At 60.5% G+C, this 16,920-nt stretch carries 15 protein-coding genes and 1 pseudogene; 11 read left to right on the forward strand and 5 right to left on the reverse strand.

The genetic code is table 11. The features are described 5' to 3' along the window. Window positions 1-7: 7 nt before the first annotated feature. The 3 genes from potE to speFL form a co-directional block, all read right to left on the reverse strand. Window positions 8-1,339: a putrescine-ornithine antiporter gene (potE, locus tag QY76_RS05315; RefSeq protein WP_034168430.1), complete on the reverse strand. Its 1,332-nt coding sequence runs from the start codon at window positions 1,337-1,339 to the stop codon at window positions 8-10. 100 nt (window positions 1,340-1,439) lie between these two features. Beyond that, a complete protein-coding gene (gene speF / locus QY76_RS05320; protein WP_049648767.1) occupies window positions 1,440-3,602 on the reverse strand; it encodes an ornithine decarboxylase SpeF in 2,163 nt (720 codons plus the stop codon). A 307-nt stretch (window positions 3,603-3,909) separates the two neighbouring features. Beyond that, a complete protein-coding gene (speFL, locus tag QY76_RS18410; RefSeq protein WP_015462313.1) occupies window positions 3,910-4,014 on the reverse strand; it encodes a leader peptide SpeFL in 105 nt (34 codons plus the stop codon). 783 nt (window positions 4,015-4,797) lie between these two features. Here speFL and hyaA point away from each other — a divergent pair. From hyaA to QY76_RS05370, 11 genes are all read left to right on the forward strand, one after another. After that, window positions 4,798-5,919, forward strand: coding sequence for a hydrogenase 1 small subunit (gene hyaA / locus QY76_RS05325; RefSeq protein ID WP_034165849.1), 1,122 nt, complete (start codon window positions 4,798-4,800; stop codon window positions 5,917-5,919). Then, on the forward strand, window positions 5,916-7,709 hold the full coding sequence (gene hyaB, locus QY76_RS05330) for a Ni/Fe-hydrogenase large subunit (protein ID WP_045426666.1): 1,794 nt from the start codon (window positions 5,916-5,918) through the stop codon (window positions 7,707-7,709). The genes hyaA and hyaB overlap by 4 nt, the downstream gene beginning before the upstream one ends. A gap of 18 nt (window positions 7,710-7,727) precedes the next feature. Then, entirely contained in the window at window positions 7,728-8,462 is a 735-nt protein-coding gene (hyaC, locus tag QY76_RS05335) for a Ni/Fe-hydrogenase b-type cytochrome subunit (protein WP_034165851.1), read from the forward strand. Beyond that, the gene (gene hyaD, locus QY76_RS05340; protein WP_045426668.1) at window positions 8,459-9,052 is read left to right on the forward strand and encodes a hydrogenase 1 maturation protease; all 594 of its coding nucleotides are present in this window, start codon (window positions 8,459-8,461) and stop codon (window positions 9,050-9,052) included. Before hyaC ends, hyaD begins: the two co-directional genes overlap by 4 nt. Then, window positions 9,046-9,444 carry a hydrogenase-1 operon protein HyaE gene (hyaE, locus tag QY76_RS05345; protein WP_045426671.1) on the forward strand — a complete coding sequence of 133 codons (399 nt, stop codon included), beginning with the start codon at window positions 9,046-9,048 and terminating at the stop codon, window positions 9,442-9,444. Before hyaD ends, hyaE begins: the two co-directional genes overlap by 7 nt. Window positions 9,445-9,447: 3 nt before the next feature. Next, the gene (locus QY76_RS05350) at window positions 9,448-10,305 is read left to right on the forward strand and encodes a hydrogenase expression/formation protein (protein WP_045426674.1); all 858 of its coding nucleotides are present in this window, start codon (window positions 9,448-9,450) and stop codon (window positions 10,303-10,305) included. Then, window positions 10,298-10,495 carry a rubredoxin gene (locus tag QY76_RS05355; protein ID WP_034165855.1) on the forward strand — a complete coding sequence of 66 codons (198 nt, stop codon included), beginning with the start codon at window positions 10,298-10,300 and terminating at the stop codon, window positions 10,493-10,495. Before QY76_RS05350 ends, QY76_RS05355 begins: the two co-directional genes overlap by 8 nt. A 343-nt stretch (window positions 10,496-10,838) precedes the next feature. Then, entirely contained in the window at window positions 10,839-12,380 is a 1,542-nt protein-coding gene (appC, locus tag QY76_RS05360) for a cytochrome bd-II oxidase subunit 1 (protein ID WP_034165856.1), read from the forward strand. A gap of 11 nt (window positions 12,381-12,391) precedes the next feature. After that, on the forward strand, window positions 12,392-13,528 hold the full coding sequence (gene appB / locus QY76_RS05365) for a cytochrome d ubiquinol oxidase subunit II (protein ID WP_034165857.1): 1,137 nt from the start codon (window positions 12,392-12,394) through the stop codon (window positions 13,526-13,528). A 12-nt stretch (window positions 13,529-13,540) separates the two neighbouring features. After that, the gene (cbdX, locus tag QY76_RS17680) at window positions 13,541-13,630 is read left to right on the forward strand and encodes a cytochrome bd-II oxidase subunit CbdX (RefSeq protein ID WP_015462307.1); all 90 of its coding nucleotides are present in this window, start codon (window positions 13,541-13,543) and stop codon (window positions 13,628-13,630) included. 160 nt (window positions 13,631-13,790) lie between these two features. Next, on the forward strand, window positions 13,791-14,549 hold the full coding sequence (locus tag QY76_RS05370; protein ID WP_034165858.1) for a DUF1275 family protein: 759 nt from the start codon (window positions 13,791-13,793) through the stop codon (window positions 14,547-14,549). Window positions 14,550-14,604: 55 nt separating this feature from the next. Here the strand turns inward: QY76_RS05370 and QY76_RS05375 are convergent, their stop codons facing one another. Next, window positions 14,605-15,567: a LysR family transcriptional regulator gene (locus tag QY76_RS05375; protein WP_034165859.1), complete on the reverse strand. Its 963-nt coding sequence runs from the start codon at window positions 15,565-15,567 to the stop codon at window positions 14,605-14,607. A gap of 90 nt (window positions 15,568-15,657) precedes the next feature. Next, window positions 15,658-16,802, reverse strand: a pseudogene (gene cfa, locus QY76_RS05380) (cyclopropane fatty acyl phospholipid synthase). Window positions 16,803-16,920: the final 118 nt, after the last annotated feature.

Here is a 16,920-nt window from a genome sequence, read left to right on the forward strand (position 1 = left end):
CTCCGAGTTAAACATGTTGGATCTTGTCTTTCGGGCAGGTGTTGTTGTCCCGCACGAACAGGCCATAGCAGCTCCAGCCGGCAAAAGTGACCAGTGACCCCATCAGCATGGCGTCGGAGCCGGAGGAGTAGAGGGCGTAGAAGCTGTAAACGGTGCCGATGATGGCGGTGAGCAGGATCATCACGTGGGTCTTGTTGGCCATCTTGTACAGGCGGTGCATCGGGATCAGCGCCGCCATGGAGAGGATGTAGGGGATCAGGTTGGTGACCACCGCCAGGTTAACCAGCGAGTTGAACTGATTGTTCAGCGACGGGCTTATGGTCATCAGCGACAGGATGGTTTGCGCCACCCCCAGAATGATCATCCCGGCGATCGGCGCATCCTTGGCGGTGACTTTGGCAAAGATCTGCGGGAAGTAGCCGATGTCGGAAGAGGACTTAAACACCTGGGCGACGGTGAACTGCCAGCCCAGCAGGGAGCCGATACAGGCGACGACCATCAGGGCCATGATGATCTTACCGACCGTCGGGTCGAACATGTAGGAGAAGGCTAGGCCGAACGGCGCGGTCGAGTTGGCCAGATCCATGTTGGGGACGAAGCCGGCCATCACGTTGGTGGACAGGATATACACGATGGCGCAGATCAGGGTGCCGCCGAAGACGGCGACCGGGATGTTTTTCTCCGGGTTTTCCACGGCGTCGGAGTTGGCGCAGGCGGACTCCAGCCCCAGGAAGGCCCACAGGGTCATGGCGATGGAGGCACCCAGACCGGAGGCGAAGGAGAGGTGATGCGGGTTCCAGGCCTGGATGTACATATTCGGGCTAAACCAAAACCAGCCGAGAATGGAGATACCGACCACCGGGATGATCACCCCCCAGACGGTGACGGAGCCGATGCGCCCGGTGATGCGCGCCCCGCCGAAGTTGGCCACGGTGGTCAGCCAGATGACGGCGATGGTGGCGATACAGGTCATGATCGGCGACGGATGCCAGTCGAACAGCACGGCGCCGTAGCCGACGGCGGAGATAGCGATGGCGATATTGGCGATCACCAGGCTGATGGCGTAGGTGAAGTTGGCCATGAAGTTGCCGGACTTGCCGAAGGCGTACTCGGCGTAGCCGCCCATCCCGCCGGACTTGCGGCTGAACATCCCGCACTTGGAAAAACCGTAGGCCAGACACAGGCTGCCGAAGGCGGTGACCAGCCAGGAGAGTATCGACATAGTCCCCACGGAAGCCAGCTTGGTCGGCAGCATGATGATGCCGGACCCCATCATGTTCACCGCCGTCAGTATGGTTAACTGCACGACGCCCATCTTATTGCCGCTAGACGTACTCATAGTTTCTCTCTCTCAAAATGCGGGGAGCCGGGCAGGAGCAACCCAGGAGCCGCGGCCCCCCGCCAACCTTGTTTTATTGGTAATGTCGATGTAAAGGCTGTTACTGCTTGATCACATAGCCATAGGCGCGCTTGCGACCATCCTCATCCTGCTGGATGTAGACCCCCTGCAGCTCCGGCGCGAAGCCCGGCAGCAGGTTGATGCCCTCTTCCAGCGCCAGGAAGTAGCGCTGCACCGAGCCGCCCCAGATCTCGCCCGGCACCACGCACAGCACCCCCGGCGGGTACGGCAGCGCCCCTTCCGCCGCGATGCGGCCTTCGGCCTGCGCCAGGGAGACCAGCTCGACGTTGCCGCGCACGAACGCGATGTTGGCCTGCTGCGGGTTCATCGCCACCCGTGGGAAGTGCGCCTTGCGGAACATCTCCTTCTGCAGCTGCTTCACGTCGTGGCTGACGTACAGGTCGTGCATCTCCTGGCACAGCTGACGCAGGGTGTAGCCGCGGTAGCGCGCCTCGTTGGCGCGGTAGAGGGACGGCAGCACCTCGGCCAGCGGGGCGTCCTGCTCCAGCAGGCGCTCGAAGCGGGCGATCTGGGCCACCAAATGCTGCATCTTGGCCATGTCCTCCGCCGGGGTCAGCAGGAACAGGATCGAGTTCAGGTCGCATTTCTCCGGCACGATGCCGTTTTCGCGCAGGAAGTTGGCCAGAATGGTCGCCGGCACCCCAAAGGCCTGGTATTCGCCGCTCTTGGCGTCGATGCCCGGAGTGGTCAGCATCAGCTTGCACGGGTCGACAAAGTACTGATGCTCGGCATAGCCCTCAAAGGCGTGCCAGCGATCGCCGGGGATGAAGTTAAAGAAGCGCAGATCGTTGGCCATCTCCTCGGTGTCGAAGGCGTCCCACGGGCGGCCGTCCACGGTCTCCGGGATGAAGGGGCGGATGTGCTGGCAGGTCTTCAGCAGCAGCTTACGGGTTTCAATGCCCACCCGGACGCACTCCATCCACATGCGCTTGCCGCTGTCGCCGGCGTGCATGCGGGCGTTGACGTCCAGGGCGGCGAACAGCGGGTAGAACGGGCTGGTGGAGGCGTGCATCATAAAGGCGTTGTTCAGCCGTTTATGGTTGACATAGCGCGCCTGCCCCTTGATATGCCGGTCTTTCTTGTGGATCTGCGAGGTCTGGGAGAAGCCGGCCTGCTGTTTGTGCACCGACTGGGTCACCAGGATCCCCGGATCGTTCTCGTTCAGCTCCAGCAGCAGCGGCGAGCACTCTTTCATCATCGGGATGAACTGCTCATAGCCGACCCAGGCGGAGTCGAACAGGATGTAGTCGCACAGGTGACCTATCTTGTCCACCACCTGGCGGGCATTGTAAATAGTGCCGTCGTAGGTACCGAGCTGGATAACCGCCAGGCGGAACGGCCGCTGTTCCCCGGCGCGCGCCGGGGCGACCTCACGCACCAGGTCACGCAGGTATTTCTCTTCAAAGCAGTGTGCGTCGATGCCCCCGATGAAACCGAACGGGTTGCGTGCGGTTTCCAGGTAGACCGGCGTAGCGCCGGCCTGAATCAATGCGCCGTGGTGGTTAGATTTATGGTTATTACGGTCAAAGAGGACCAGATCACCGGGCGCCAGCAGCGCGTTGAGCACCACTTTATTGGAGGAGGAGGTGCCGTTGAGCACAAAGTAGGTCTTGTCGGCGTTGAACACCTTGGCCGCATGCTGCTGGGCGGCGCAGGGGGCGCCTTCGTGGATCAGCAGGTCGCCCATGGAGACGTCGGCGTTGCACAGATCGGAGCGGAACAGGGCCTCGCCGAAGTAGTCGAAGAACCGGCGGCCGGTGGGATGGCGGCGGAAGAACTGCCCGCCCTGATGCCCCGGGCAGTCAAAGGCAGCGTTGCCCTGCTGGACATAGGCCTGCAGGCTGCCGAAAAACGGCGGCAGCAGCTCGGCCTCATATTTCTGCGCCGCGCTTTCCAGCTGCTTGCCATAAAAGTCCTGATTGCCATCGCCGCAGGCAAATACGCCGGTCAGGCGCGGCAGATATTCGGCCGGCAGACGCTGATCGCACGCCTCGGCGACAAAGACGGGCAGGCCAAAGGCGCTCTGCTCGACCTTCTCCAGCGCGCCGCCCAGCGCATCCTGTACCGACAGCACCACGGCGGCAACGTCGGTAAGATCGCTATTTTCGAGTGCCACAAGGTTTCGCTGTGTATTAATACACTGCATCACGTTGTCGCTGATTGCTATTTTTAATGTTTCCATTTTATTGGTCTCATTACATTATTTAGGATAAACCCATCCCGTCGAATTTAATTGAATTAAATTCGCTGTAAGTCATTTTTTATGGCAGCAGTAGGGCACAGTAATCTGTCGTAAAGACACTACTGTCCAATGGATATACGGCTGCCTGATGGCCTTAGCCATCGTCGCGACACGGGTCGGTTACGGATTGTCAGAGATAACGCAAAGCTCTAGCCAAACGCCCGCCGAGTGCGGCCTGGCGCAGATTACAGGTATGGCTGGATTAGGCGCGTGACGATCCGCACGCGACGGATGTCGGGAAGGAGGGTTATCGAGCGTTGAACTTGTGGAAATCGAAGCAGCTGCGGTGAGCCACCATCATAATATGGGTCACACGTCGAATGTGTGGCCAGTTTTTATTATTGTTTTCCATTCTTCGACTCTCTCGCTATCAGGAAATACACTCAACTGAGTTCACCACAGCGTGGATTATTGAACTCCTTGCCGGTCTATGTTTGGCAATCGCTGCCGGACATATCCCCGTTTAAAAAACAGAGTCAGTGTAAGTTGGTGGTAGCGGGATACTGTGATATTTATCACTATTAGTAAAATTAATCCTCGAATACGTTTTTGTAGCGTTGCTTACCGGCGCGTCGGTTTTATCGGCGTTAACGCTTGCGTTAATTTAGCTGATTGACGTGTAAGGGAAATGAGTAAATTGAATGATGGTGTCTCGCGCCGGTCTCTGTTATTCGCCAATTATCGTCCATAAATTAATTATTACATGAGTGACATTCATTTATTGATATTGTCGCAGTGGGTAATTTGCGCGCGGATGGGGATTTATGCACATCGAATGCGCTAGCGGGCGCGGAATAATGGGGATTTCCCGCGGCGTCTAACGGCCACGATAGGGCGAAAAGTGCTTGTCGCCAGAGGGAAAAAAGCGTCGCCGCTGGAAAGAGAGGTAAATAGTTCAGAAAACATCGTAAAAAGACATATCCATAGTTTCTATATTGTTTTTAGCAAAAAACTGGCTACACTTTTTTTACAATATCACCTGACGGCGTACGCCAGTGCAAAGGGAAGGGCGATCGTTATTTTCGCGTTCGCGTCGCGCGCGCGATCCGATGGCTTGCCTTGCTGGGGGACGTCGCCGGCCGACCAAACGCGCCCGGTACACCCGCCGGTGCTGCAAGGAGAAGAGACGTGCGTTATGAATAACGAGGATACCTTTTACCAAGCCATGCGCCGTCAGGGAGTGACCCGGCGGAGTTTTCTCAAGTATTGCAGTCTGGCCGCCACGTCGCTGGGGCTGGGGGCAGGGATGGCGCCAAAGATTGCCTGGGCGCTGGAGAATAAGCCGCGCATTCCGGTCGTCTGGATCCACGGTCTGGAGTGCACCTGCTGTACCGAATCCTTTATCCGCTCTTCGCATCCGCTGGCCAAGGATGTGATCCTTTCGCTGATCTCTCTCGATTATGACGATACCCTGATGGCGGCGGCCGGGACGCAGGCCGAGGCGGTATTCGACGACATCATCACCCGCTACCACGGCAAGTACATTCTGGCGGTGGAGGGAAATCCGCCGCTGGGTGAGCAGGGGATGTTCTGCATCAGCAGCGGCCGTCCGTTTATTGAAAAGCTGAAGAAGGCCGCCGCCGGCGCCAGCGCCATCATCGCCTGGGGGACCTGCGCCTCCTGGGGCTGCGTGCAGGCCGCCCGTCCCAACCCGACCCAGGCGACGCCCATCGACAAGGTGATCACCGACAAGCCGATCATCAAAGTGCCCGGCTGTCCGCCGATTCCGGACGTGATGAGCGCCATCATCACCTATATGGTGACCTTTGACCGTCTGCCGGACGTTGACCGCATGGGGCGTCCGCTGATGTTCTACGGTCAGCGCATTCACGATAAGTGCTACCGCCGCGCCCACTTCGACGCCGGTGAGTTCGTCCAGAGCTGGGATGACGACGCCGCCCGTAAGGGATACTGCCTGTATAAGATGGGCTGTAAGGGGCCGACCACCTATAACGCCTGCTCCTCCACCCGCTGGAACGACGGCGTATCCTTCCCGATCCAGTCCGGCCACGGCTGCCTGGGCTGCGCAGAGAATGGCTTCTGGGATCGCGGTTCGTTCTACAGCCGGGTGGTCGATATCCCTCAGATGGGGACCCACTCTACCGCCGATACCGTCGGCCTGACCGCGTTGGGCGTGGTCGCCGCCGGGGTAGGGGTACATGCGGTGGCCAGCGCCGTCAATCAGCGTAAACGCCACAACCAGCAGCTGACACAGGCAGAACAACAACAGCCGGGCAATGAGGATAAACAGGCATGAGTTACCAGTATCAAACCCAAGGATATACGTTAAGCGATGCCGGCCGTCGCCTGGTGGTGGATCCGATCACCCGCATCGAAGGGCACATGCGCTGCGAAGTGAACATCAACGATCAGAACATCATTACCAACGCCGTCTCCTGCGGCACCATGTTCCGCGGACTGGAGATCATTCTGCAGGGGCGTGACCCGCGCGACGCCTGGGCGTTTGTGGAGCGTATCTGTGGGGTATGCACCGGGGTGCACGCCCTGGCGTCGGTGTACGCCATCGAGGATGCCATCGGCATCAAGGTGCCGGACAACGCCAATATCATCCGTAACATCATGCTGGCCACCCTGTGGTGCCACGACCATCTGGTGCATTTTTATCAGCTGGCGGGGATGGACTGGATCGACGTGCTGGATGCCCTGAAGGCCGATCCGCGCGCCACCTCGCAGCTGGCACAGAGCCTCTCCTCCTGGCCGATGTCGTCGCCGGGCTACTTCTTTGACGTGCAAAACCGCCTGAAAAAGTTCGTGGAGGGCGGTCAGCTGGGGATCTTCCGCAACGGCTACTGGGGGCACCCGCAGTACAAGCTGTCGCCGGAGGCCAACCTGATGGGCTTTGCCCACTATCTGGAGGCCCTCGATTTCCAGCGTGAGATCGTCAAGATCCACACGGTATTCGGCGGTAAGAACCCGCATCCGAACTGGATCGTCGGCGGCATGCCCTGCGCCATCAACATCGATCAGAGCGGCGCGGTCGGCGCGATCAACATGGAGCGCCTCAATCTGGTGCAGTCGATCATTACCCGCACCGCCGACTTTATCAACAACGTGATGATCCCCGATGCGCTGGCCATCGGCCTGTTTAACAAGCCGTGGAGCCAGATCGGCACCGGTCTGTCCGACAAGAGCGTGCTGAGCTACGGCGCCTTCCCGGACATCGCCAACGACTTCAGCCAGAAGAGCCTGCTGATGCCGGGCGGCGCGGTGATCAACGGCGACTTCGCCAACGTGCTGCCGGTGGATCTGGCCGATCCGCAGCAGGTACAGGAGTTTGTCGATCACTCCTGGTATCGCTACCCCAACGAGCAGCAGGGACGCCATCCGTTCGACGGCATTACCGACCCCTGGTACAACCCGGGCAACGTGAAGGGCAGCGACACCAATATCCTGCAGCTGGATGAGCAGGCGCGCTACTCCTGGATCAAGGCGCCGCGCTGGCGCGGTCACCCGATGGAGGTCGGCCCGCTGGCCCGTACCCTGATCGCCTACCACAAGGGCGATGCCGCGACCATCGAGTCGGTGGATCGTATGATGTCATCGCTCAAGCTGCCGCTCTCCGGCATTCAGTCTACCCTGGGCCGCATTCTGTGCCGCGCCCACGAGGCGCAGTGGGCCGCCGGCAAGCTGCAGTACTTCTTCGACAAGCTGATGACCAATCTGAAGAACGGCAATCTGGCGACGGCCAATACCGAGAAGTGGGAACCGGCCACCTGGCCGCAGCACTGCCGCGGTATCGGCTTTACCGAGGCGCCGCGCGGTGCGCTGGGCCACTGGGCATCGATCCGCGATCAGAAGATCGATCTCTATCAGTGCGTGGTACCGACCACCTGGAACGCCAGTCCGCGCGATCCCAAGGGACAGATCGGGGCCTATGAGGCGGCGCTGATGGGGACCCAGATGGCGATCCCCGATCAGCCGCTGGAGATCCTGCGCACCCTGCACAGCTTCGACCCCTGCCTGGCCTGTTCAACCCACGTGCTCGGCGATGACGGCAGCGAACTGATCTCCGTCCAGGTACGCTAAGCGCTAAGGAGAAGAACGATGAGTGAAAAGACATCCCCGCGCGCCGAGGAGGCGCGTGATGATGCCGTCAGCCACTATGTGTTCGAGGCGCCGGTGCGCCTGTGGCACTGGCTGACGGTGGGCTGCATGCTGGTGCTGATGGTGACCGGGTACTTCATTGGCCGGCCACTGCCGTCGGTCAGCGGCGAGGCCACCTATCTGTTCTACATGGGCTATATCCGTCTGGTTCATTTCAGCGCAGGGATGCTGTTCACCGTGCTGTTGCTGATGCGCATCTATTGGGCCTGCGTCGGCAACCGCTACTCGCGCGAGCTGTTCGTGGTGCCGGTGTGGCGCCGCAGCTGGTGGCAGGGCGTGCTGTATGAGATCCGCTGGTATCTGTTTCTGGAGAAGCGCCCGAGCGGTGACATTGGCCATAACCCCATCGCCCAGGCGGCGATGTTTGGCTATTTCCTGATGTCGGTATTCATGATCCTCACCGGGTTCGCGCTGTTCAGCGAGCACAGCCAGTACGCCATCTTCGCCCCGTTCCACTATGTGATCGAGTTCTTCTACTGGACCGGCGGCAACTCCATCGATATCCACAGCTGGCACCGCCTGGGGATGTGGCTTATCGGGGCGTTTATCGTTGGGCATGTGTATATGGCCATCCGCGAAGACATCATGTCTGACGACACGGTTATCTCTACCATGATCAATGGATTTCGCAGTCATAAGTTCCCGAAGCGCAAACGCGACAAGGAGGCGTCATGAGTGAGCAGCGCGTGGTGGTGATGGGGCTGGGCAACCTGCTGTGGGCCGATGAGGGCTTCGGCGTACGGGTGGCCGAACGGCTGTATGCCCATTACCACTGGCCGGATCAGGTGGAGATTGTCGACGGCGGCACCCAGGGGCTGAACCTGCTGGGCTATGTCGAAAGCGCCAGCCATCTGCTGATCCTGGATGCCATTGACTACGGCCTGGCGCCGGGCACCCTGCGTACCTACGCCGGGGAGATGGTGCCGGCCTACCTCAGCGCCAAGAAGATGAGTCTGCACCAGAGCAGTTTCTCCGAGGTGCTGGCCCTGGCGGACATTCGCAGTCACATGCCGTCTCATGTCGCGCTGGTCGGTTTGCAGCCCGCGCTGCTGGATGAGTACGGCGGTAGCCTGACCGAGGTGGCGCGGGCCCAGCTGCCCGCGGCGGAGCAGGCGGCGCTGACGCAGCTGGCCGATTGGGGGATCGTCCCGCAGCCGAGCGAGGAGAGCCGTTGCTTGAACTACGAATGTCTGTCGATGGAGAACTATGAGGGCGTCCGCATTCGCCAGTATCGGATGACGCTGGAGGGACAGGAGGAGTGTTGAACGACAATCCGTTTTCCGCGCTGTGGCAGCGCATGCTGGCGCGTGGCTGGCAGCCGGTAGAGGCGCATTCGCTGGACGGCTGGCTGGCACAGGCGCCGGACGGCGTGGTGCTGCTGAGCTGCGATCCGCGCCGTACGCCGGAGGTCAGCGACAACCCGGTGATGATCGCCGAGCTGCTGCGTGAGTTTCCCCAGGTTGACTGGCGCATCGCGATGGCCGATCTGGATCAGAGCGAGGCCATCGGCGATCGCTTTGGCGTGCGTCGCTTTCCGGCAGCGCTGGTGTTTATCGGCGGCGAACTGCGCGGCGTACTCAGCGGGATCCACCCGTGGGCCGAGCTGATCGCCCTGATGCGCCCGCTGGTTGAATCCGCCCTTCCGCAGGAGTCCTGATCGATGAGCGAGACCTTTTTCCATCTGTTGGGGCCGGGCACCCAGCCCGATGACGACAGCTTTAGCATGAACCCGCTGCCGATCACCTGCGGGGTAAACGGCGATCCGAGTATGGCGGCGCTGGAGCACTGCGCCCACAGCCCGCGGGTCATGGCACTGCTGACGCGCTTACTGAGTCAGCTGGCGCAGGGGATTCCCCCCCTGGGCGAGGTGATCGGCTGGGATCTGTCGGCGCTGGATGACGAGGATATGACCTTTCTCAACGCCCTGCTGGGCGAAGGAGAGGTCTCGGTGCGTATTCAGCATCCGGACGGCAGCGAAAGCGAGATCCAGGAGGCGATCTTCTGTGGCCTGTGGCGGGTTCGCCGTCTGCTGGGGGGCTGCGTGCTGGAGGACCGGCTGGAGGCGGGCTGTGCACCGCTGCCGCTGTGGCAGGCGGCCAGCGCCGATACGCTGCCGAACGATTCGCTGCTGCCGCCGCCCATCGATGGGCTGATGAACGGGCTGCCGCTGGCCCATGAGCTGCTGACGCACGTGCGCGATCCGGCGGCCCAGCCCCACAGCATCAACCTGACCCAGCTGCCGCTGAGCGAGGCCGATCGTCTGTTTTTAACGCGGCTGTGTGGGGCAGGGCGGATTCAGATCCGCACCTTTGGCTACGGCGAGAGCCGTATCGACGCGACGGGGCTGCGCCATGTCTGGCACGTACGCTGTCTGGATACCCTGAAGGGGACGCTGCTCGACAGCTATGAGGTGTGCACCCTGCCGGAGCTGGTGCTGGCGGCGCCGGAGGATCTGGCCGACTCGGCCCAGCGTCTGGGCGACGTCTGCCGCTGGCTGGAGGAGGTGGCCCATGTTTGAGCGCGGCTACGCCCAGACGATCGCGGACGATGCCCGGCTGGAGTGCAACCTGTGCTGGTGGGTGTACGATCCGGCACAGGGGGACAAGGTGGGACAAATCCCGCCCGGGGTTCCCTTCAGCGCGCTGCCGGCGCACTGGCGCTGCCCACAGTGTGACGCGGATAAGCCGCACTTCCTGCTATTGGACTGAGCGCTTTTCGCGCGTCAGCCCGCCTCATTTTGCGCCGCCGTTAGGCGGCGCAGTCATCTGATAAATACGTACATAAAATAGGGTTTTCGGGCCTTTGTGTAGCACGATTGGCCTATATATGGGGGCCGGGTCTGCGGCGGCGCGCGCGGCGATCTACTATTAGGCGGTATCCCGTAAAAGTATGGATATGTCGTCAGTGGTCATGGCGGCTTTGGGCTGCGCAAAAACGGCGGGGGAGCCTCCCCGTTGGCAGGGCGCACGTCCGGGCACGCGTTGACGCGGTGATCCGTTGCGGGAGACAGCCGGGTCCATATTCCCCATCTTATCGCCTACAGGAGTCCGCATGTGGGATGTTATTGACTTATCGCGATGGCAGTTTGCGCTGACCGCGCTGTATCACTTCTTGTTCGTACCCCTTACCCTGGGGCTGATTTTTTTGCTGGCCGTCATGGAAACCATTTACGTGGTGACCGGCAAAGCGATCTACCGCGATATGACGCGTTTCTGGGGTAAGCTGTTTGGGATCAACTTTGCTCTGGGCGTGGCGACCGGCCTGACCATGGAGTTTCAGTTCGGTACCAACTGGTCATTCTACTCCAACTACGTGGGCGATATCTTCGGCGCACCGCTGGCGATGGAGGCGCTGATGGCCTTCTTCCTCGAGTCCACCTTTGTCGGCCTGTTCTTCTTCGGCTGGCAGCGGCTGAACAAGTATCAGCATCTGCTGGTGACCTGGCTGGTGGCCTTCGGCTCGAATATCTCCGCCCTGTGGATCCTGAACGCCAACGGCTGGATGCAGTTTCCGACCGGGGCTCACTTTGATATCGACACCCTGCGTATGGAGATGACCAGCTTCAGCGAGCTGGTATTTAACCCGGTCAGCCAGGTGAAGTTTGTCCACACCGTGATGTCCGGCTATGTGGCCGGGGCGATGTTCATCATGTCCATCAGCGCCTGGTATCTGCTGCGCGGCCGCGAGCGTGACGTGGCGCTGCGCTCCTTCGCCATCGGGTCGGTGTTCGGCACCCTGGCCATTCTGGGGACGCTGCAGCTGGGCGACAGCTCCGCCTATGAGGTGGCCAAGGTTCAGCCGGTGAAGCTGGCGGCGATGGAAGGGGAGTGGCAGACCGAACCCGCGCCTGCGCCGTTCCACCTGGTGGCCTGGCCGGAGCAAGAGCAGGAGCGTAACGCCTTCGCCATCAAGGTACCGGCTCTACTCGGCCTGTTGGCGACCCACTCGCTGGATACGCCGGTGCCGGGTCTGAAGAATCTGATGGCCGACGCCCTGCCGCGCCTGCAGCGCGGGCGCGAGGCCTGGCTGCTGATGAATACCCTCTCGCAGGGCAACCGCTCGCCGCAGGTGCTGAGCGCGTTCCGCGCCGTCGAAAGCGATCTGGGGTACGGCATGCTGCTGAAGCAGTATGCGCCGGATATGAACAATGTGACGCCGGCGCAGTATCAGGCGGCGCAGCGCGGCCTGATCCCGCAGGTGGCGCCGGTGTTCTGGAGCTTCCGTATCATGGTGGGCTGCGGCTCGCTGCTGCTGCTGGTGATGCTGATTGCGCTGGTTCAGACGCTGCGGGTGCGCATCGATCAGCACCGCTGGGTGCTGCGTATGGTGTTCTATAGCCTGCCGCTGCCGTGGATTGCCATCGAGGCCGGCTGGTTTATGACGGAGTTTGGCCGTCAGCCCTGGGCAATTCAGGATATCCTGCCGACCTATTCCGCTCACTCGGCCCTGACGGTAGGCCAGCTGGCCTTCTCGATGGGGCTGATCCTGGGGCTTTACACCCTGTTCTTAATCGCCGAGGTCTATCTGATGCAGAAGTACGCGCGTCTCGGGCCGAGCGCGATGCAGAGTGAACAACCGGCGCAGCAGGGGTAAAGGAGACTGTTATGTTTGATTATGAAACGCTGCGGTTTATTTGGTGGCTGTTGATCGGCGTGATCCTGGTGGCCTTTATGGTGACCGACGGATTTGACATGGGGGTCGGCTGCCTGCTGCCGCTGGTGGCGCGCAGCGACGACGAGCGGCGCGTGCTGATCAACAGCGTCGGTGCCCACTGGGAGGGCAACCAGGTATGGCTGATCCTGGCCGGCGGCGCGCTGTTTGCCGCCTGGCCGCGGGTCTATGCCGCCGCCTTTTCCGGCTTCTATGTGGCGATGATCCTGGTGCTGTGTGCCCTATTCTTTCGTCCGCTGGCCTTTGACTACCGGGGCAAGATCGCCGATGCGCGCTGGCGCACCCTGTGGGATATCGGGCTGGTGATCGGCAGCCTGGTGCCGCCGCTGGTGTTCGGCGTGGCGTTTGGCAACCTGATCCTGGGGGTTCCCTTTGCCTTCACCCCGCAGCTGCGCGTGGAGTACTTTGGCACCTTCTGGCAGCTGCTGTCGCCTTTTGCCCTGCTGTGCGGGCTGCTCAGCCTGTGTATGGTGATCATGCAGGGCGGTGTCTGGCTACAGCTGAAGACCGACGGCGTGATCCGTCAGCGGGCCCGCTCGGCGACCAACCGCAGCGCGCTGCTGGTGGTGCTCTGCTTCCTGCTGGCCGGCTACTGGCTATGGGTCGGCATCGATGGCTATGTGCTGCTCAGCCAGGATGCCAATGGCCCCTCCAACCCGCTGCTGAAGGCGGTTGCGGTGCTGCCCGGCGCCTGGATGAGTAACTTTATCCGTTCGCCGCTGCTGCTGCTCTTCCCGCTGCTCGGCGTGCTGTGTCCGCTGCTGACCCTGTTCGCCAGCGCCCGCGGTCGTGGAGGGTGGGGATTCCTGCTGGCATCGCTGGCGCAGGCCGGGGTGGTGTTTACCGCCGGGGTGACGTTGTTCCCGTTTGTGATGCCCTCCAGCATTAACCCTGTCTCCAGCCTGACGCTGTGGGATAGCACCTCCAGCCAGATGACATTGAGTATCATGTTGGTGATCGTGCTGATCTTCCTGCCGATCGTGCTGCTCTACACCCTGTGGAGCTACTATAAAATGCTGGGGCGGATTAATCCGGAGACCATCCGCCGTCACGATCACGAACTGTACTGAGGAGAGGGCGCGATGTGGTATTTACTGTGGTTTGTCGGCATTTTGCTGATGTGTTCGCTGTCGACTCTGATCCTGGTATGGCTTGAGCCGCGGCTGAAATAGCCTGGGTCAACCGGGGGCGGGTCGATGCCGCCCCCGTCATCGTTCTACCGGCGTCGTCCGACGCCGTTTTTATTCCCGCCTATAATATAATCATCATAACCACCAGATATTATTATCGAGTGATAAAATTTCTGCGTGTTAATTCTTATCGAGTGACGTAATGCGTAATAAGCCCCTATCCCGGGTCTACCGCACGCTCAATCATGAAATTCACTATATGATGAGCTTTATTGGCGGCTGCCTGGAAATCGTCAGTTTTATGTATTTATACAAGGCCTTAATCGGCTATATGACCTCTAACATGATCTTCGGCATTGCGGCGTTGGCCAATGGGGGGATGGACTTTGAGTCGGTCTACCATATTTCTATCATCCTGATCTGGATGGTGCTGGCGGCGCTGCATCAGCTGCTCGTCAACCGCTATCACTCCCGCCTGAACAGCCCGTGGCACGGCTATGCCATTGCCATGAGCATCAACTGCCTGCTGCTGCTGGCGTTCATGCTGCTGGGGGCGGCGATGAGCCACTATGGGCTGCTGGGTGCCAAGCCGACGCCGCGGGTGATGCCGCTGGTGACCATCGGGCTGATCTTTATGTATATCCAGAACTTTGTGATTAAGCACGGGGGAACCCGTCAGCCGACGGCGACCTCGGTGGTGACCACGGTGTACGTGCTGATGATGAGCCGTCTGTTCAGCGTGTTCGATCGTCACCGCAATCGACGTGAGCGGGTACGCCTGTACCATGAGGGCCTGCATTACCTGATGGTGATCGCGCACTTCTTTGTCGGGGCGCTGGTGACCGCGCTGCTGAGCCGGCACATCGGTTTCTACAGCCTGAGTCTGGCGCTGCTGGCGCTGGTGCTGTTTACCCTGCGCATCTGGGTGGTGCATGGCCGCCACCGGGCAGTGCAGATCTAGTTTGGACGCAGTAAAAACGGCAGCCGTTGGCTGCCGTTTTGGTCTATCGCTAGCCTCAGCGCTCCATCGGCGGGGGAAGGCTGGCGCTGCCCATGGCGATCAGCGCCTTGCGGATCAGGTGATGGACCGGATCCTGCGACGAGCGCTCGTGCCACATCAGATGATACGGGAAGTGGATGGCCATGCCGGGAATAGCGACCGCCCGGTACTCCCCGCTTTCGACCAGCGCCTCGCCGACGCTGCGCAGCGTTATCAGCAGGGTATCGTCGTCCACCAGCTCATCCAGCCAGCGGCGGAAGTTGTTGGTCAGGGTCATGGTGATATTCAGCAGTCCCTCATCCAGGCGGTTGGCCTGCAGGAAGCTGTCCTGTAGGTAGGGACTGATATTGTAGATAATCAGCGGCGTGCAGAGCAGCTGCTCGCGGGTCATGGTCAGCATCTGCGTCGGTTGTTGGCCGATGGCGCGGACACGGCGTAGGAACATGAATTCGGAGGATCCGAGCGTCTTCAGGTGAATACCGCTGGGGCAGGCGTGGGGAAAGTGGCGTACGGCGACGTCCACGTTGCCCTGCTTCAGGCTTTGCACGATGTCTTCTGCGGTGGTGGCGCTGGGCGGCCGGAAGTTGATCACCAGGTTGGGATACAGGGTGCGCACGTTGCCGATCAGGGCGGAGACCTCCTGAATATTGAACCAGTGGGGCAGACAGATGTTATAGCGGTGCTTCACCCCGCAGCGCAGCTGGTCGATCATCGACTGACTGGCGTACAGCGTATTGCGCACGATGGTGCACAGGGTCTCGCCGACCGGGGTCAGGGTAAACAGATTATTGCACTTGGTGTACAGCGGATCGTTGAACTCTTTGCGCAGCTCCATCAGCAGCTTGCTCATGGAGGGCTGGCTGATGCTCAGGCATTCGGCGGCCCGGCTGACGCTCTGCTCTTCATTCAGTGCGGCCAGGGCGATCAGGGCACCGTAGTGGGTGTCATACATGGACTTCAGAAAATTATCGTGCGACATGGTGTCACCTGTTGCGGTGTCGTATTCACCGTTAGCGATCATAGACAGGCCGACCGCCGCGGCGGCCGACCGTAGAAAATAGGGGCGGGGTTAGCGTGCGACCCGTACGCCGCCGCTGACGCCGTGGGGACTAAACAGCACCTGCCACAGCTGGATATCCCGGGCGCGGAAGGCGCCGGCGCAGGCACAGAGATAGTAGCGGAACATACGGTAAAAACGCTCGCCGTAGCGATCCTTCAGCTGTGGCCAGGCGGCGCGGAAGCGAGCCTCCCATGCCATCAGCGTCTTATCGTAATCGCTCCCCAAATTGTGCCAATCCTCCATGACCATCATCCCCTCGCTGCAGCTGACGATATCGCGCATGGAGGGCAGGCGTCCATTAGGGAAAATATAGCGGTTAATCCAGGGATCGACACCGTGATCGGAGATATTACTGCCGATGGTGTGCAGCAGAAAACGCCCTTCAGGGTGCAGGCAGCGTTTGACCGTGTTGAAGTAGGTGGCGTAGTTTTTGGGGCCGACGTGCTCAAACATGCCGACGGAGACGATGCGCTCGAATGGCTGGTCCAGATCGCGGTAGTCCATCAGGCGCAGGGTTACCGGCAGACCGGCGCAGCGCTGGCGGGCCAGCTCGCACTGCTCCTGCGAGATGGTGATCCCGGTGACCTCTACGCCGTAGTTGCGGGCCATGTACGCCGCCAGTCCCCCCAGCCGCAGCCGATGTCGAGCACTCGCTGACCCGGCTGCAGATCGAGCTTGCGGCAGATCAGATCCAGCTTGGCCTCTTGGGCCTGCTCCAGCGTTTTGGCCTCTTTCCAGTAGGCGCAGGAGTACTGCATGTGGGGATCGAGCATGGCCTCAAACAGATCGTTGCCCAGATCGTAGTGTTCGCGGGCAACCTGACCGGCGCGCCGGCGCGACTGCAGGTTAAACAGGCGGGCGCTGACGGCATAGATCAGATCGTTGAGGTTGCCGGGCAGCTTCTTGTCCAGGCCGTGGCGCAGGGCGCGGTCAAAAAACATATCCAGGCGTTCGCAGTCCCACCAGCCGTCCATATAGCTCTCGCCCAGCCCCAGGGAGCCGGCCTTGAGCACGGTGGAGAATAGCTGCGGGTTATGGATCTGCAGGTCATAGGGCTGCTGCCCCTCAAGGCCTATGCCGGCCTGCTGCAGTAACGGCTGCAGGATATGGTAACTGCGGGACTGATAATCTATTTCGCTGACTACGGTGCTCATATTTATTCCGGAGATGAATTTTTTTCGCATAATATCCGGCGTTTATTATCGATAACAAAGCATATAAAAATTCCCATTAAGCATAAATTAATAGAATAAAATCATTCCAGTAGAAATA

The organism is Edwardsiella sp. EA181011 (assembly GCF_000800725.1).
Taxonomy (GTDB): domain Bacteria; phylum Pseudomonadota; class Gammaproteobacteria; order Enterobacterales; family Enterobacteriaceae; genus Edwardsiella; species Edwardsiella anguillarum.

Excerpts from the sequence above, each read along its gene's own strand:
- hyaD (WP_045426668.1), top strand. The coding sequence starts at position 8,459 with ATGAGTGAGCAGCGCGTGGTGGTGATGGGGCTGGGCAACCTGCTGTGG.
- cbdX (WP_015462307.1), top strand. The coding sequence starts at position 13,541 with ATGTGGTATTTACTGTGGTTTGTCGGCATTTTGCTGATGTGTTCGCTG.
- QY76_RS05370 (WP_034165858.1), top strand. The coding sequence starts at position 13,791 with ATGCGTAATAAGCCCCTATCCCGGGTCTACCGCACGCTCAATCATGAA.
- QY76_RS05355 (WP_034165855.1), top strand. The coding sequence starts at position 10,298 with ATGTTTGAGCGCGGCTACGCCCAGACGATCGCGGACGATGCCCGGCTG.
- appB (WP_034165857.1), top strand. The coding sequence starts at position 12,392 with ATGTTTGATTATGAAACGCTGCGGTTTATTTGGTGGCTGTTGATCGGC.
- appC (WP_034165856.1), top strand. The coding sequence starts at position 10,839 with ATGTGGGATGTTATTGACTTATCGCGATGGCAGTTTGCGCTGACCGCG.
- speF (WP_049648767.1), bottom strand. The coding sequence starts at position 3,602 with ATGGAAACATTAAAAATAGCAATCAGCGACAACGTGATGCAGTGTATT.
- hyaC (WP_034165851.1), top strand. The coding sequence starts at position 7,728 with ATGAGTGAAAAGACATCCCCGCGCGCCGAGGAGGCGCGTGATGATGCC.
- QY76_RS05350 (WP_045426674.1), top strand. The coding sequence starts at position 9,448 with ATGAGCGAGACCTTTTTCCATCTGTTGGGGCCGGGCACCCAGCCCGAT.
- hyaB (WP_045426666.1), top strand. The coding sequence starts at position 5,916 with ATGAGTTACCAGTATCAAACCCAAGGATATACGTTAAGCGATGCCGGC.
- speFL (WP_015462313.1), bottom strand. The coding sequence starts at position 4,014 with ATGGAAAACAATAATAAAAACTGGCCACACATTCGACGTGTGACCCAT.
- QY76_RS05375 (WP_034165859.1), bottom strand. The coding sequence starts at position 15,567 with ATGTCGCACGATAATTTTCTGAAGTCCATGTATGACACCCACTACGGT.
- potE (WP_034168430.1), bottom strand. The coding sequence starts at position 1,339 with ATGAGTACGTCTAGCGGCAATAAGATGGGCGTCGTGCAGTTAACCATA.
- hyaA (WP_034165849.1), top strand. The coding sequence starts at position 4,798 with ATGAATAACGAGGATACCTTTTACCAAGCCATGCGCCGTCAGGGAGTG.